Origin of the sequence: Bradyrhizobium sp. SZCCHNS1022 (assembly GCF_032484835.1) — a bacterium.
Taxonomy (GTDB): domain Bacteria; phylum Pseudomonadota; class Alphaproteobacteria; order Rhizobiales; family Xanthobacteraceae; genus Bradyrhizobium.
The window spans coordinates 227,371-243,921 of record NZ_JAUETT010000003.1 but is presented as its reverse complement, the minus strand read 5'-3'; the positions used below and the strand labels follow the sequence as shown (position 1 = coordinate 243,921).

Annotated in this window: 10 protein-coding genes and 1 pseudogene; 6 read left to right on the top strand and 5 right to left on the bottom strand. The window is 63.4% G+C overall.

Annotated elements, in window-relative coordinates; all coding sequences use genetic code 11:
* The first annotated feature begins 413 nt into the window (after positions 1 to 413).
* Complete coding sequence (locus QX071_RS20525) at positions 414 to 2,501, top strand: molybdopterin oxidoreductase family protein (RefSeq protein WP_315704497.1); 2,088 nt, start codon at positions 414 to 416, stop codon at positions 2,499 to 2,501.
* A 167-nt stretch (positions 2,502 to 2,668) separates the two neighbouring features.
* Here QX071_RS20525 and QX071_RS20520 read toward each other — a convergent pair whose 3' ends face one another.
* A complete protein-coding gene (locus QX071_RS20520; protein ID WP_315704496.1) occupies positions 2,669 to 2,971 on the bottom strand; it encodes a hypothetical protein in 303 nt (100 codons plus the stop codon).
* Between the two features lie 232 nt (positions 2,972 to 3,203).
* Between QX071_RS20520 and QX071_RS20515 the strand changes: the two genes are divergently transcribed.
* The 3 genes and pseudogenes from QX071_RS20515 to QX071_RS20505 all read left to right on the top strand — a co-directional run bounded on the left by QX071_RS20515 (position 3,204) and on the right by QX071_RS20505 (position 8,225).
* The gene (locus QX071_RS20515) at positions 3,204 to 6,623 is read left to right on the top strand and encodes an acyl-[ACP]--phospholipid O-acyltransferase (protein ID WP_315704495.1); all 3,420 of its coding nucleotides are present in this window, start codon (positions 3,204 to 3,206) and stop codon (positions 6,621 to 6,623) included.
* 8 nt (positions 6,624 to 6,631) lie between these two features.
* Positions 6,632 to 7,366: pseudogene (locus QX071_RS20510) on the top strand (esterase/lipase family protein); the annotation flags it as partial.
* A gap of 76 nt (positions 7,367 to 7,442) precedes the next feature.
* Positions 7,443 to 8,225, top strand: coding sequence for an enoyl-CoA hydratase/isomerase family protein (locus tag QX071_RS20505; protein WP_315704494.1), 783 nt, complete (start codon positions 7,443 to 7,445; stop codon positions 8,223 to 8,225).
* 745 nt (positions 8,226 to 8,970) lie between these two features.
* On the opposite strand, the gene QX071_RS20500 is transcribed toward QX071_RS20505, so the two are convergent.
* A complete protein-coding gene (locus QX071_RS20500) occupies positions 8,971 to 10,008 on the bottom strand; it encodes a TIGR03032 family protein (RefSeq protein WP_315730625.1) in 1,038 nt (345 codons plus the stop codon).
* Positions 10,009 to 10,303: 295 nt separating this feature from the next.
* Here QX071_RS20500 and QX071_RS20495 point away from each other — a divergent pair, with 295 nt between their 5' ends.
* Together QX071_RS20495 and QX071_RS20490 are read left to right on the top strand one after the other, a co-directional pair.
* Positions 10,304 to 13,627, top strand: a complete 3,324-nt coding sequence (locus QX071_RS20495; RefSeq protein WP_315704492.1) for an autotransporter domain-containing protein — start codon at positions 10,304 to 10,306, stop codon at positions 13,625 to 13,627.
* A gap of 108 nt (positions 13,628 to 13,735) precedes the next feature.
* Positions 13,736 to 14,554 (top strand): GNAT family N-acetyltransferase, encoded by an 819-nt coding sequence (locus QX071_RS20490; RefSeq protein WP_315704949.1) that lies wholly within the window; start codon positions 13,736 to 13,738, stop codon positions 14,552 to 14,554.
* Here the strand turns inward: QX071_RS20490 and QX071_RS20485 are convergent.
* From QX071_RS20485 to QX071_RS20475, 3 genes are all read right to left on the bottom strand, one after another.
* Positions 14,532 to 15,596: an SDR family oxidoreductase gene (locus QX071_RS20485; protein ID WP_315704491.1), complete on the bottom strand. Its 1,065-nt coding sequence runs from the start codon at positions 15,594 to 15,596 to the stop codon at positions 14,532 to 14,534. The two genes, QX071_RS20490 and QX071_RS20485, sit on opposite strands and share 23 nt — an antisense overlap.
* Before the next feature lie 194 nt (positions 15,597 to 15,790).
* A complete protein-coding gene (locus QX071_RS20480) occupies positions 15,791 to 15,961 on the bottom strand; it encodes a hypothetical protein (protein ID WP_315704490.1) in 171 nt (56 codons plus the stop codon).
* Between the two features lie 82 nt (positions 15,962 to 16,043).
* Complete coding sequence (locus tag QX071_RS20475; RefSeq protein ID WP_315704489.1) at positions 16,044 to 16,472, bottom strand: GlcG/HbpS family heme-binding protein; 429 nt, start codon at positions 16,470 to 16,472, stop codon at positions 16,044 to 16,046.
* Between the last annotated feature and the right edge of the window lie 79 nt (positions 16,473 to 16,551).

The following is a 16,551-nucleotide window of genomic DNA, read 5'->3' as shown; positions in this document are numbered from 1 at the left end:
ACCACCCTTGCGGGCTGGAGGGAATGGGAGCCGACGGCTGCGGGCTGTTCGATTTCTGGGAGAATCGAGTCGTGCTTGGCGCTATGTGCACCGTCGGCTCCAGTCTCGGGAAGCCTTGCTCGACGGGAGGCCATGCTCGATGTCCGCTCTGCGCGTCGACCGAGGCTTGTGCAGCTTGCCTCTGGCACCACGAAATGTGTGATCGGCAGCGCGTTGGGCGTTGAGGTGGCCGGAGAGCGCTCGACCAGTTCGCCGACTTGGACGCTGCGACGCAATGATCGATGTACGCTCCCGCGCTACATGTCCTCGTTCGAGGTTCCGAGTCGTAGGCGCGACGACGCCTGCGTTTTGTTCATGCGAGTGCCTCGCGAATGCACTCGGTCGAGACGAAATTCGGTGTTAACAATCACGGCATGAACCAGCAGCCTCGCATTCAGATCCGTCATTCGACCTGTCCGCATGATTGTCCGTCGGCCTGTGCACTCGACGTCGAGGTGCTCGATCGGAACACGATCGGTCGGGTGCGCGGTTCGAAGCGGCAGACCTATACGGCCGGTGTCGTCTGCGCCAAGGTTGCGCGATATGCCGAGCGCATCCACCATCCCGAGCGGCTGATGCATCCGCTGCGGCGCACTGGTCCGAAGGGCTCCGGCCAGTTCGCGCGCATCTCCTGGGACGAGGCGTTGGACGAGATTGCAGCACGCTTTATCGGAGCTGAGCGCGGTTTCGGCGCGGAATCCGTATGGCCGTACTACTACGCCGGCACGATGGGCCTGGTCATGCGGCTCGGCATCAACCGTCTGACCCATGTGAAGAAGTATTCGCGCTTCTACTCGACGATCTGCGCCAATGTCGCACGCGTCGGCTTTGCCGTCGGCACCGGCAAGATCGCCGGCGTCGATCCGCGGGAGATGGGTGTCTCCGATCTGATCGTGATCTGGGGCACCAATCCCGTGAACACGCAGGTCAACGTCATGACCCATGCCTCTCGCGCCCGAAAGGAGCGCGGTGCGAAGATTGCGGCCGTCGACATCTACGACAACGACACGATGAAGCAGGCTGACATCAAGATCATTCTGCGTCCGGGCACCGATGGCGCCTTTGCCTGCGGCGTCATGCACGTACTATTTCGCGACGGTTATGCCGATCGCGCTTATATGGACCGTTACACCGACTGTCCGGCAGAACTCGAAGCGCATTTGAAGACGCGCACGCCGGAATGGGCCTCTTCCATTTGCGGTGTGCCGGTGGCGGAGATCGAGGCGTTTGCACGCGCGGTCGGCGAGACCAAGCGCACCTTCTTCCGGCTGGGCTATGGCTTCACCCGCAGCCGCAATGGAGCCACGCAGATGCATGCGGCGTCGTGCATCCCCGCGGTGACCGGTGCGTGGCAATATGAGGGCGGCGGCGCCTTCTTCAACAACGCCGCGCTTTGGCGATTCGACGAATCCATCATCGAAGGCCATGATGCGATCGATCACGGAACGCGCATTCTGGATCAGTCGCTGGTCGGGCGCATTCTGACCGGCGACAGCCAGGCGCTGTGCGGCGGTTCGCCGGTCAGGGCGATGCTGATCCAGAACACCAATCCGGTGACCGTCGCGCCCGAGCAGAACCTGGTGCGGCAGGGTTTTGCACGCGAAGACTTGTTCGTTGCGGTCCACGAGCAGTTCATGACCGAGACCGCGCAGATGGCCGACATCGTGCTGCCGGCGACGATGTTCATGGAGCACGACGATCTTTATTACGGCGGCGGCCATCAGCACATTTCGGTCGGTCCGAAGCTGATCGAGCCGCCCGGCGAGTGCCGCTCGAACCACGAAGTCTTACAGGGGCTGGCGCGGCGGCTCAGGGCCGTTCATCCTGGTTTTGAGATGACGCCGCGCGAATTGATCGACGTGACTCTGAAGAAGAGCGGACACGGCGATATCGCCGGGCTCGAAGCCGACATCTGGCGCGATCTGCAGCCGGATTTTCGCACCTCGCATTATCTCGACGGCTTCGCGCACAAGGACGGCAAGTTCCATTTCAGGGCGGATTGGACGCGCCCGCCCGTCGGCCGGATCATGGGCAACCCGGAACGGATGCCGTCGTTGCCGGACCAGTGGGCGGTGACCGAGGAGACCGATGCGGACCATCCGTTTAGGCTAGCGACCAGCCCGTCGCGCTCCTTCCTCAACACCACCTTCAACGAAACGCCGTCCTCGCAGGCGAGGGAAGGGGCGCCCTCGGTGATGATCCATCCGCTGGACGCGGCCGCGCTCGACATCGCCGACGGCGAGGCGGTGAGGCTTGGCAACGCCCGGGGTGAGACCACGCTGACAGCGCGCCTGTTTGAGGGCGTACGACGCGGCGTGCTGATCGCAGAATCGATTCACCCCAATCGCGCTCATATCGGCGGCCGCGGCATCAATAGCCTTACGGGAGCCGATACGGTCGCCCCGATCGGCGGTGCGGCGTTCCACGACAACAAGGTCTGGCTGCGCAAGGCGGTGATTTAGCAAGGCTCGTCACTTCTAGTTCAAAAAAATAGTTTCTATTCAACGGCTTGGCTCGACTTCGTCCGGCGCCTGCGCGCTGAGCCGCGCTCATGCTAGGCGATCTTCTATTGCAGAAACAAATCTCTTGAGCGTTGCTCAATTTCGCGGTAAATAGATTTGAGCAGCGCTCAAATCTGGAGATTCCCACGATGCAAACCCGTGTCGTCCGCATCCCGCATCTTTTTGCAGCCGATACCCTCGCTCTGGTGAACGGTTTCAGCCGGATCGTGTCTCACATTGTGACGGCTCCGATCGAGCGGGTCGCCGAGGCCTGCGATGTCGCCGGTCTCATGGCCGCGCGGCGCGCCGACCGGCAGGCTGGCGCAGGGCTGTATCGAGCCGCGGCTCGGGACGGGCACCGATCCCGCCGCCGCGCTCGGTCGGGCTGCTTTCACTATCTGAGCCAACTGACCTGACAACTTCAAATCCATCTCTCATGCGCAAACAACCGGTTACCATGTCCCCACATCCCGCGCCCGCTGAGCAGTTCGCGGGCCGCGGCGAAGGCTTTCGCACACCGCTTCGTGGCATCGTCGAGCCCGGCTTGCTTGCGCGTCCGTCATCGAGCCCGGGCATTGTAAGCCCGGAAAGTCGTTCCTTTGATCATCAACGTTCACAGCATCCCGTTTCGCGGCGTCGCCCGCAGCACACCAGGAAATGACAATGATCAAGCAGCTGATGTCGTCGCGTCGCTTTGCCCCGTTGTTCTGGGCGCAGTTCTGCTCGGCGCTCAACGATAACGTCCTCAAGAATGCGCTCGTCATCATGCTGCTCTATGGCGCGGTCGCCGCGCATGGCGATGCGCTGGTCACGGTCGCGGGTGCGGTCTTCATCTTCCCCTTCTTCATCCTGTCCGGTCTCGGCGGTGAGCTTGCGGACAAATACGTCAAGGGCGTCGTGGCCCGCCGTTTGAAGTTCGCCGAGATCTTTGCTGCCGGCTTCGCGGCGCTCGGCTTCTTCATGCACTCGGTCCCGCTTCTGTTCGTCGCGCTCGGGATGTTCGGCATCATCGCCGCCCTGTTCGGGCCAGTGAAATACGCGATGTTGCCGGATCAGCTCACTGTCGGCGAACTGGCGACCGGCAACGCGCTGGTCGAGGGTGCAACCTTCCTCGCGATCCTGATCGGCACCATCGCCGGCGGCCAGCTGGTCTCCGGATCTTCGCATATGGGCTGGGTGTCGCTCGCGGTCATCGGCCTCGCGCTGATCTCGTGGGCCTCTGCCGCGCAGATCCCGCACACCGCGCCGTCCGCGCCCGAGTTGCGGGTCACCGCCAATCCGTGGACGTCGACCTCGCACCTCCTGAAGTCGCTCTATGCCGAGCCGCGGCTGTGGGACGGCATGGTGATCGTGTCCTGGTTTTGGCTTGCCGGCGCGGTCGTGCTGTCGCTGTTGCCAGCGCTGATCAAGGGTGTCGTCGGCGGCACGGAGGGCGTCGTCACGCTCTGCCTTGCGATCTTCGCGATCGGCATTGCGATCGGCTCGCTGTTTGCCGCCCAGCTCAGCCATGTCAGGCCGAACCTGGCGCTGGTGCCGATCGGCGCCATCATCATGGGCGTGCTCGGGCTCGACCTGTCCTGGGCCATCGGCACGACCGAAACCGCGAAGGACATCACGCCGCTCGCCTTCATCGGCTCCTGGGCCGGCCTGCGCATGGTGATCGACTTCGCGCTGTTCGCCTTCGGCGGCGGCCTGTTCGTGGTGCCGGCGTTCGCGGCCGTGCAGGCCTGGTCGGCGCCCTCCGAACGCGCGCGGGTGATCGCTGCGGGCAATATCCTGCAGGCGGCGTTCATGGTGGTCGGCTCGCTGTTCGTCGCGGGTCTGCAGGCAGCGGGCCTCTCGATTGCCTGGATCTTTTTCGGATTGGCACTGGCCAGTTTCGGCTCGGTCTGGTTCGTGCTGAACAAATGGGGCAAGGAAGGCGTGCGCGATTTCGGCGCGCTGCTGTTCCGGACGCTGTTTCGCACAGAGGTGAGAGGCCTGGAAAACCTGCCGGCCGCGGGAACGCGCATGCTGATCGCGCCCAATCATGTCAGCCTGATCGACGGGCCGCTCTTGCACGCCATCCTGCCAATCGACGCCACCTTCGCGGTGGACACGGGCATTGCGCAGGCATGGTGGGCGAAGATCTTCCTGAAGATGGTCCGTCACATCACCATCGATCCGACCAAGCCGCTCGGCGCGCGCGATCTGATCAAGCTGGTTGCAGCGAGCGAGCCGGTGGTGATCTTTCCAGAGGGGCGCATCACCGTGTCCGGTTCGTTGATGAAGGTCTACGATGGCACCGCGATGATCGCCGACAAGGCGGATGCGGTGGTCGTGCCGGTGCGCATCGAGGGCGCGCAGCGCTCGCATCTCAGCTATCTCAAGCACGGCCAGATTAAACGCTCCTGGTTCCCGAAGGTGACCGTTACGATCCTGCCGCCGGTGAAGCTCGAGGTCGACGAGTCTCTCAAAGGAAAGACCCGGCGCAATGCGGCAGGAGCTGCGCTGCAGGACGTCATGATCGATGCGATGGTCAAGAACGCGATGCTCGACCAGACGCTGTTCGAGGCGCTGGCGCATGCCTATCGCGACCGCGACACCGGCAAGGTGCTGATCCAGGATCCGCTCGGCACCAAGCTGACCTACCGCAAGCTGCTGCTCGGCGCCCAGGTGCTGAGCCGGAAGCTGGAACAGGGGACGATCGTCGGCGAAAATGTCGGCGTGCTGCTGCCGAACTCGGCGGGCGTTGCAGTCGTGTTCATGGCGCTGCAATCGATCGGCCGGGTGCCCGCGATGCTGAACTTTTCGGCGGGCCCCGTGAACGTGCTCGCCGCGATGAAGGCGGCGCAGGTGACGACGGTGCTGACCTCGCGCGCCTTCATCGAGAAGGGCAAGCTCGACAAGCTGATCGCCGCGATCGAAGGCCAGGCGCGGCTGGTCTATCTGGAGGACATCAGAGCTTCGGTCGGTCTCCTCGACAAGATCAAGGGTTTCGCCGACGGCATTCATCCGCGCGTCGCCCGCAATGCCAGCCATCCGGCCGTGGTCCTGTTCACCTCGGGCTCGGAGGGCACGCCGAAGGGCGTCGTGCTGTCCCACCGCAACATCCTGGCCAATGCGGCGCAGGCGCTCGCCCGCGTCGATGCCAACGCCACCGACCTCGTCTTCAACGTGCTGCCCGTGTTCCACTCTTTTGGCCTCACCGGCGGCATGATGATGCCCATCTTGGCGGGTATCCCGATCTATATGTACCCATCGCCGCTGCATTACCGGATCGTGCCAGAGCTGATCTATCAGACCGGCGCCACCATCCTGTTCGGCACCGACACGTTCCTGACCGGCTATGCGCGCTCGGCGCATTCCTACGATTTCCGCACGCTCCGGCTGGTGATCGCCGGCGCCGAGCCGGTCAAGGACCGCACCCGGCAGGTCTATATGGAGCGCTACGGCATTCGCGTGCTCGAAGGCTATGGTGTCACGGAGACCGCGCCGGTGCTGGCGATGAACACGCCGATGGCCAATCGCGTCGGCACCGTCGGCCGGCTGTCGCCGCTGATGGAATACCGGCTGGACAAGGTGCCAGGGATCGAGGAGGGCGGCCGACTGTCGGTGCGAGGTCCGAACGTGATGCTCGGTTACTTGCGCGCCGAAAATCCCGGCGTGCTGGAAGCTCTGCCCGAAGGCTGGCACGACACCGGCGACATCGTCACCATCGATGCGCAGGGCTTCATCACCATCAAGGGCCGTGCCAAGCGCTTTGCCAAGATCGCGGGCGAAATGGTGTCGCTGTCGGTGGTCGAGCAGATCGCTGCCACGGTGTGGCCGCAGGCGATCTCGGTCGCGGTGTCGATTCCCGATGAGCGCAAGGGCGAGCGCATCGTGCTGCTCACCACGGAGAAGCAAGCCGAGCGCAGCGCGATGCAACGCCAGGCCAAGGCGCAAGGCGCGCCCGAGCTCGCCGTTCCCGCAACTGTGATGGTGGTCGACAAGGTGCCGCTGCTTGGGAGCGGCAAGACCGACTATGTTGCGGCGAAGGCGCTCGCGGAGTCCGCTGCAGGCAGCGCTACGCCTGAGCCGGTGGAGCGGGAAGTCGCCTGATGGCATCAATGGCATCATTGCGCCGACGAGATCGACAGGAGAGCCCCTGCACCGCGGGGGTGGTCCTGCTGCATGGCATCGCCGGCCGCTCCTTGATGCTCCGACGGCTGGAAAGAGCGTTGCAGCGCGCGGGCTTTGCGACACTCAATCTGGATTATGAGAGTCGTAAGAAGCCGCTCGAAGAGCTCGCCGAGGACATCCATCCGGCGATCGCAGGCTTTGCGGCGAACCTGCGCGGGCCCGTTCATTTCGTCACCCATTCGATGGGCGGGCTGCTCGCGCGGGTCTACATCGCAAGGCACCGGCCGGCGCGGCTCGGCCGCGTGGTCATGCTCGGTACTCCGAATGGCGGCAGCGAGATCGCCGATCGTCTGAAGGACATCGCGCTCTATCGCAGATATTTCGGCCCCGCCGGCCTGCAGTTGCTGACCACCCAGCACGTGACCCTGGCCTCCTTGCCGCCGCTCGACTACGAGGTCGGCGTCATCGCCGGTAACCGTTTTCTCGATCCGATCTCGGCCTTGTTCCTGCTGCCCTGGCCGAATGACGGCCGGGTGTCGGTGGAGAGCTGCAAGCTCGCCGACATGGCCGACCACACCACGGTCAAGGCCTCGCATATGGGCCTGCTGCTGCACCCGGCCGCGCTCCGGCAGACGATCGCGTTCCTGCGCGACGGCCGGTTCGAGCGCGGCCGCCCGACCTGGCGCGCCGGCCAGCGCGAGATCGGCCGGCCCGCGGCGACCTGGCGCAAGTTTTCCTTGCTCGATGTCGCTATCCGGCGACAATTCCGCTTCCGGATAGCAGCAGATAGGCAAGGCCATGACCGACACGCCAAGCGTGATCCTCGACAAGCGCGGACAGGCTCTCTGGATCACCATTAATCGTCCGGACAAGCGCAACGCGCTCAACGGCGAGGTGATCACCGGGATCGCGCAAGGCTATCGCCAGGCCCATGACGATCCGGACGTCCGCATCATCGTCCTGACCGGCGCGGGCGAGAAGGCGTTCTGCGCCGGCGCCGATCTGCAGAACTCCGGTGCGGCGTTCGCGATGGATTTCTCCCGGCCCAATGTCGACTACGCCGACCTCTTGCGGCTGTCGCAGAATGCGACCAAGCCGGCGATCGCCCGGGTCGGCGGCGTCTGCATGGCCGGGGGCATGGGTCTTCTCTGCATGACCGACATGGCGGTGGCTGCCGACAACGTCGTCTTCGGCCTGCCCGAGGTGAAGGTCGGCGTGTTCCCGATGCAGGTCTTGAGCCTTTTGCAGCGGATCGCGCCGCCGCGCCTGATCAACGAATGGGCGCTGACCGGCGAGCCGTTCGATGCGAGGACGGCACAGGCCGCGGGGCTGCTCAATTACGTCGTGCCTGCGGCCGAACTCGATGCCAAGGTGGAGTGGCTGATTTCCCGCATCGTCGACAAGTCGCCGACCGCGATCCGCCGCGGAAAATATGCCATGCGCGCGATCGCCGCGATGTCGTTCGACGAAGCGATCGCCTACACCGAAAGCCAGATCGCGCTTTTGGCGATGACCGAGGACGCCAGGGAAGGGTTGAAGGCCTTCGCCGAGAAGCGCAAGCCGGTGTGGACAGGGAAGTGAGAGCATCACCATTGCGGGCGACGCGCAGCAATCGAGGCCGAGCAAATAATCTGGATTGTTCGTCGCTTCGCTCCCCGCAATGACGAGCAATCAATGTTGCGATTTCAATTGTCAAACAGCCGAGCAGACGCACGTCCACGATCTCGCGACACAAATGTCCGAGCCGTGCTGGTCGTCATCGCCCTCTGAAATGAAGAGGGCGCAGGGAAGGCCGGGTATCCGCTGATACCCATGGCCCGCGTGCGAAAGAAAATGCACGCGGCGGTCACCACAGGTTTCAGCCGATGCTCCGGCCTTCCCTGCGCGATGGGCTTACGGCTTATACGTGATCTCCCTGGTGCGCCGGGCTTGTTGGCCACCATATCCGCGCGAAGCAAAGCTTCGTCGCGTCCGCGACAACGCGCGAGGCGCGTTGGGCGGGATACCAGCGTCGGGGTATCAGGACCACACGATTTCGCCGTCCGCCGTCGCATCAGTCGTCTTGCGCAAATGCGCCTGATGAAACGGCAGCCATCGCATCCCGGACCCAACACTCGTGACGATCGCGATGCGCCCCTCTTGAAAGGGCCGAGACGCAGGAGAATCTGCCGGTGATTTGCCCGACGACGCAACTCGAAAATCGTGCGACACATTGGCACGACGGGCAAAATTGCGCGCCATCTTCGGCCAGCGCGCGTTCCCGGCTGGCTCGCAACTTGATGCGTGGCGCGAGGACCCAATCCCAAGCGGTCGCTTCGGCGGTGGGTTAAGCGCGCTGAGCGGGATCAATCGGATCGTGGGTGATGAAGTCGAGGATCTCATTGGTGGCGAAGCCGATCGCCATTGGTCGTACCACGTCCGGCACCACGCCTAGATCGTAGAATTCGGTTACTGCCCCATCGATTCGAAACCAGTTCTCGCAGGTACCGGTGTCGAGATTGATCAATTGGATTCCGCACCATGGTTCGGAATCGGTCTCGGCTAACCTGCGATCCAGTGCGAGACCCTCGAAACGCTCGTAGCGAGGCTTCGATAAGCCAACGAAGGCGTAGTCGCCGAAAAACGCGAGCCCGCGCACGAAGCCGGGACAAAACGCCAGGACGTGGAACTTTGCGCCTGCTGCTGATCGTTCGATCCATCCGATCTCGCCGGTACCCGAATTAAGCACCCATAGCCTCCCGCGATAAAGGCGGGGAGAGTGAGGCATCGAGAGACCGCCGATCACTATCTCATTGGAATGCACGTCGACAACGATGCCGCCATCGGCGCGGCGGTCGCGCCAGCCATCGACGGTGTCCGACCTGCTGATCGCCGTAACGTAGCGGGGGACGCCGTCTTCGATGGCAAGTCCGTTCAGGTGACATCGGTCCTCCTTGACGATCTTCGAAATGAAGGAAGGCTTCCAAATCGGCGTGAAGCTGTGCCGTTCCGATGTAGAGGCAAGACAGTTGTAAAGCGTGTTGACGAAGACGATGCGGCCATCGCTCAGCACCCCGACGTCATGAGCATCGAGCTCGCCGGTGGTGAAGATCTGGCGCGGGACATAGCAGGCATCGTGCAGATCGTTGATCCGTTGCCCGGGCGCAAGTACGTTCTTGAACTTCAAGATCTGGAACATCGTGGCGAGCAGGATCGTGTCTCTGTCCGCGATGCAGAGTCCCATGGCCTTGTGAAAGAGGCGCTCATGGACCAAGAGCCCGCCGTCGGCGTTCTGGCCAAGCAGATAGAACTTGCCGGATTGATAGGACGAACCTGCGATGGCGATGCGGTGAGAACCGAGAAAGTCGGGCAGTCCGGGCGACATGGAATACCGAATTGCCTGCGTGCCAGCTTGGCCCTGGTCCGCGGGAGCGCGATCGGCGGGCAGAATCTCGTTTGATTCGAATGTCGGTGTATCGTCACGATGGCCCATGGACGCTGCTCCAAACGGCAGTGAACCCCGACAAGAGATAGGGCCTCTTCAGCGCGTCCAAGGTGAGCGCCTCGAAAAGGCGGGACCGCTCAAGACCCTCTGGTCGATATGGAATCGTCTACTGGTTGTCTATTTAGTTTTGACATATAAAGGTTGAATTTCCCACCCCAAAGGAGGAGGGCGGCGCTTGTCCGATCGGTCTCTATGCCGGCAGTTCGTGCTGTCGTCTTCGATGCTGATGGGCGCAGTCTTCGGCTATAGTCGCCGGGCCTACTCTGCTTGCGCCAACGTGGGCGGCTCCAATTGGGAATGCTCGGGGGCCAGCACCGCCCAGACGATTTCGGGCGCCAACGCTCACGTGACTGCGTTGTCGGGCTTCCGCATTACGACCGTTTCCTCGAATGCCCTGACGATCACTGGCGCCGGCGACCTTTCATACACCGATACGAACTTCTCTCCGTTTACCGCGACCAACGGTAACGGACTCAATATGACGACGACAGCCGGCGTTCCGGGCAGCATCACAGTCAACACCAACGGCAATATCACCGCCCTCAATTACGGCATTCGGGGCCGCAACCAGGGTACCGGCGCGCTCAGCATCACGACCAATGGCGATGTCGTCAGCACGGGTACAACCGCGGTATCGCGCGGAATCGTGGCGATCAATTTCGGCACCGATCTGAGCGTGACGACCGGCGCAGGCTCCAACGTCAGTGGCGCCCGATACGGCATTCTGAGCCGCAACTACGGAACGGGATCGACGACAGTGACGGCCAATGGCGACGTCACGGCTGTCGGCACGACGGGCACCGATTTCGCCCTCCTCGCGAGAGGGAACGCAAATGTCACGGTGACAACAGCCGCCGGAACGACCGTGAGCAGCCAGGAGACCGGGATATTTGCGCAGAGTGATGGCAACGGCGCAGTAGACATTACTGTCGCCGGCGACGTCACCGGAAGCAATGCCCGGGGCATCTATGCGAGAAGTGGAACAGGCGGATCGATTGCGATTACGGTCAATGCCGGAAGCCACGTGACCTCCAATGGTACGGGGGCGAATAGTTTCGCCATTGATACGTCGAGTCTCGTCGTCAGCCCCACCACTCTGACCGTGGCTGGTACGCTTAATGGCGGTGCTGCTGGTGCAGTTCGATTTCACGGTTCGGGGAACAGGTTAGAGCTTGATCCAACCGCTGTGATCAACGGCAACGTTCTCGGCGGCGGCAGCGATACCCTCGCGCTGGGCGGGACCGGCACCGCGAGCTTCGACGTCGCAGCGATCGGCTCCAGCCTGCAATATCAGGGCTTTGGGACGTTTCTCAAGGAGGGCAGCAGCCACTGGACCCTTACCGGCACTAACTCTCTCATTTCCAGCTTCAGCGTGAATGGTGGTCTGCTCGAGGTCGATGGTGACATGCCAAACGCCTCATTCGCCGTGAATAGCGGCGCGCTGCAACTCGGCAATGGCGGCACCAGCGGTTCGATCGGCGGCAACGTCAGCAACAACGGCATTTTTGCGATCAATCGTTCCGACAGCTACACCTTCGGCGGTGTCGCTTCCGGGACCGGAGCATTCCAACAGTTAGGCTCCGGCACGACCATCTTCACCGGCTCGAACACTTATACGGGCGGCACCACCGTCAGCGCCGGAACGCTGCAACTCGGCAATGGCGGCACCAGCGGCTCGATCGTCGGTGACGTGACCGACAACGGTATCTTGGCCTTCAATCGTTCCGACAACTACACCTTCGGCGGATCGATCTCGGGCTCGGGTGCCGTCGAGCAAAACGGCAGCGGGACGCTGATCCTGAACGGACACAGTAGCTATACCGGTCCGACGCTGGTCAACAGCGGGATATTGGACGTCACGGGGGAGCTTGCATCGTCCGTGCTCGTCAACTCCGGGGCCCGGCTCATGGGCAGTGGCACGATCGGTGGCCTCGGTGTCGCAAGCAGCGGAGTCGTTGCTCCAGGCAACTCGATCGGAACGCTCAATGTCTCCGGCAACGTATCCTTTGCTTCGGGCTCCACCTACGAAGTCGAGGCCAACGCCAGCGGGGTCGCAGATCGGATCGTGGCGACCGGCGCGGCAAGCCTCAATGGCAATGTCGTCGTCCTGCCGCAAACCGGTACCTATGCCTTCCGTACCACCTACACCATCCTCAGTGCAGCCAATGGCATCAGTGGTGCCTTCTCTGGGGTGAGCAGCAATTTTGCGTTCCTGTTTCCCAGCCTGAGTTATGATGCCAACAACGTGTTCCTTTCGTTGAGCCAGTCGACGTTCTTTCCGAGCGTCGCGCGGACGGCAAACCAAATGGCCGTAGCCACGGCTCTCCAGCAAAGTTCGCCGGACAGCCCGCTTTTCGGCAGCGTGATCTTCCAGACGACGGCCGGCGCGCAGCAGGCGTTCGACGCGCTGTCGGGCGAACTTCATGCCAGCGCACGGACGTCTGTTGTCGAAGACGGTTATTACGCCCGGGACGCCGTCCTCGGACGCTTGCGTCAAACTTCCTTCGAGGACCGTTTTGGGCCGTTTGCGAGTTTCGGCTCCGAAGGTCCGGCGGTGGCCTACGGCGACATCGATCCATCCTCGCCGAAAGATCTGGCCTACGCCGATACGGGCAGGCGCGTTTTCCGGGCCGACAGCATTCCGTCGTTGGCCAACGCGTCCACATCGCGGGACATTGCCTGGTGGGCCCAGGGAGTGGGGGCTTGGGGCGCGCTTCACGGCGATGGGAATGCTGCTGGTATGAGCCGACGCCTGAGCGGTTTCTTCAGCGGAGTCGACGGGAGGCTGGACGACAGCTGGCGGGCAGGCGTCGCAGTCGGCTACACCAATTCGAGGACCAGTATCGATGTCCGTGCGAGCTCGGCCGATGTCGATAGCGCATATCTGGGCGTCTATTCAGGTTTCGGCGTGGGGGCCTGGAAGATCCGATCAGGGGCACTTCTGAGCTTCAGCACGATTGGGAGCGCTCGCGCGATCAGCTATCCGGGTTTTCTCGAACAGGCGACCGGGCGCTATGGCGCGCTCAGCTCACAATTATTTGGTGAGATCGGGTATGGTCTAAATCTCGCGGATGCTCTTGTGGAACCATTCGCAGGTTGGTCATGGATTCATCTCCATGCCAATGGCTTCGATGAGGTCGGTGGCGTTGCCGCACTTTCCGGCTCGTCCCGCGAGGAGGATGTGGGCTACTCCGCGATCGGAGCGCGCGCGTCGGCGGTGATCGCGTTGTCGAACGGCATGGCGCTCAAGCCTTCAGCGTCGCTTGCTTGGCAACACGGATTCGGCCAGCTCAAGCCGGAAGATGACCTGCGTTTCAGAAGCACGGGTGCTGGATTCGACGTCGCCGGGCTGGCACTCGCCCGGGACGCCGCCCTGGTGCAGACCGCACTGGATCTCCGCACAAGCGCGAATGCTGTTATCGGAGTATCCTATCGCGGCAATCTTTCGACGAGCGCCCAGGATCACTCTGTCGAGGGGCACATAAAAATTCAATTCTAGCACGCATCTGCGACGATCACGCGCGAGGCGTGACGCCGTAGTCCGATCGAGGGGACCGTGACGCGATCCAGCGAACATCCTGACGCTAACCGCCTGCTCATCCGGCCGATGCGGCCGGACGAGATCGAGCTCGCGATCGACTGGGCGGCAGCCGAGGGGTGGAATCCCGGGCTTGCCGATGCCGCCTGCTTCGGGACGGTCGATCCCGAGGGTTTCATCATTGCCGAGCTCGATGGAGCGCCGGTCGCGACCGTCTCCTGCGTCAACTACGATGCGCGCTTCGCTTTTCTCGGCTTCTACATCGTGCGCCCGGATCTGCGTGGCCACGGCTACGGCCTGCGCATCTGGAACGCCGCGATGGCGCATGCGGGGGCCCGCGTGGTCGGGCTCGACGGTGTAGTCGCGCAGCAGGACAATTACAGAAAATCCGGCTTCCACTATGCTTATGCCAATATTCGCTACGGCGGCACGGTCACGACTAGGGCCGTATCGCAAGCCGGCGTCGTCCCGCTGACGACTATGCCTTTCAGCGCGATCGAAGCCTCAGACGCGACCGTGTTTCCGGCGCCGCGCAGCAGCTTCCTGCGTTCCTGGATCAACGCATCCGGCCATGTCTGCCGCGCGCTGATGCGGAACGGCGAACTCGCCGGCTGGGGCGTGATCCGGCCATGCCGGCGAGGTTATAAGATCGGCCCACTGGTGGCCGACAATCGCGCCGCCGCCGAGGCGGTGCTGTCGGCCTTGCTGGCAGAGATCGGCAAGGTCGAAGTCTTCCTCGATGTGCCCGCGATCAACCGCGAGGCGGTTGCCTTCGCGGAAGGTCTCGGTCTCGCACCTGTGTTCGAGACCGCGCGCATGTACACCGGTGCGATCCGCGAGTTGCGGACGGAGCGGGTGTTTGGCGTTACCAGCTTCGAACTCGGCTGACCGGTGCGTTCCGCATTGAAAACGAACCTCTTCGCGAGCGTTGTGGCCTGGCGCGCAGAGTTGCCGCGCCAAGGGCGAAGAAGACGGCGGCGCCGAGCGCAACCGTCGCGGCGCGCGCGAGGTCGCCGGGGATGAGCATGGCATGCTGCGCGGATTCCCGGCTGAAGGAGCCGCGGGTGCGATGCAGCCGCGTCACGGGACGGTCGAGATTGTCGGTGCGGTCCGGTACCAGCGGCACGTCGGTTTGCTGTCCGCGCACCGCCTTGCGGGCGAGATAGCGGTCGAGATAGGCGGGCGCGACCGCATTGCCGAGAATGGTCAGCATGGTCTGCCAGCCGATCCAATATTCGCGGAAGCCGCCATCGGCGACGCGATAGATCGCATCGGCGATCACTTCCGGTTCGACCGGCTGGCCCATCGGCCGCGGCGTGTGGGGAATATGGGCGCGGGCCCAGTCGAATTGCGGCGTGTTCACCGCGGGCAGGTCGACCATGCAGATCGAGACGGCGGAGCGCTCGTTGAGCAGTTCGGTGCGCAAGGAGTCGGTGAAGCCGCGGATGGCGTGCTTGGCGCCGCAATAGGCGGCCTGCAAGGGAATGCCCCGATAGGCCAGTGCCGAGCCGATCTGGATGATGCGGCCCTCGCCGCGCGGGCGCATCGATCTGAGCGCCGCCATCGTGCCATAGACGAAGCCCAGATAGGTGACCTCGGTGACGCGGCGGAATTCGTCCGGCCTGATGTCGGCAACCAGCGAGAACACGGTCTCCATCGCGTCGTTGATCCAGATGTCGACCGGACCGAGCCGCTCCTGCAGCCTTTCCGCGGCGGCGAATAGCGCGTCCGGGTCTGCGACATCGACCGCCTCGTACTCTGCGTGTGCGAAGCAGCCTTGCAGCTCGCGCTGCACATCCTTCAGCGCGTCTTCGTCTCGGGCGATGAGTCCAATGCGATCGCCTGCCTGGCCGAACCGTTTGGCGATGGCGCGGCCGATGCCGGCGGACGCGCCGGTAATAATCACGGTGCGAGGTCGATTTCGAGGCATGTTTCGTCTCCAAGTGCCCCGACGACAAACGTGGATCGGCCGTCAATGTTTCGCGCGCGCGGACTGGCGCAGCTGAATCTTCGGTAAGCTCGTGCCGATGGCGTAGGCCGTAGGCCTTATGACGGTGCGTAGCGGCCAGCTTTGGGAACCGCGATGTCGTCGAAGTCCCGCGCGGGCTGCTCCGGCGGTGTCGATCAGCACCCAATGGTCGTCGCCGGCGTCGGCCGGGCCGAAGCAGACGACGTTGACGCTCGCGAGCTGCGATAGGCGACATGGGGTGCGATCTCGCGCACGCCATCGTCGCGCGCCGCATCGGCGTCGCGGTTCTCGGCCTCGGCCGATGCCGGCAGGGGGATCTGATTCACGCGCGGCCTCCTCGTGGGCATGATGAACCCCGAGGAAGCCGCAAGACGCGAAAAGGTTGCTGTTGCGGTCAGATGAACGGCGTCAGCCAGCATTCGGCTTGAGGCCCGCGGCCTCAATGCCGGCGATGGCGCAGGTCTCGTCATTGTCGGAGCTGTCGCCGGAGACGCCGACGGCGCCGAGCAGCGTCGCGCCATCCATGATCAGCACGCCGCCGGGCACGGGCACGAGGCGGCCCTGGGCCAGCGTGTTCACGGCATCGATGAAATAGGCCTGTTCCTGCGCACGCTGGAACAGGGCGCGGGAGCCGAGGCCGAGCGCGAGCGCGCCGTAGGCCTTGCCGTGTGCGACTTCACCCCGCATCAGGCTGGTGCCGTCCTGCGCGGCCGCAGCCTTGATGCAGCCGCGCGCGTCGAGCACCATCACCGCCAGCGGCTTGAGCTTCTTTTCGACGCCCTTCGCAAGCGTGGCATCGAGGATCTTGCGGGCGGTGTCGAGGGGGAGGTCGGTCATGTCGGTGTCCTTTGTGTTTCGACGAATGATGAGGTTGGTCTTACCCGTCATTGCAAGCGAAGCAATCGAGGGGTTAACA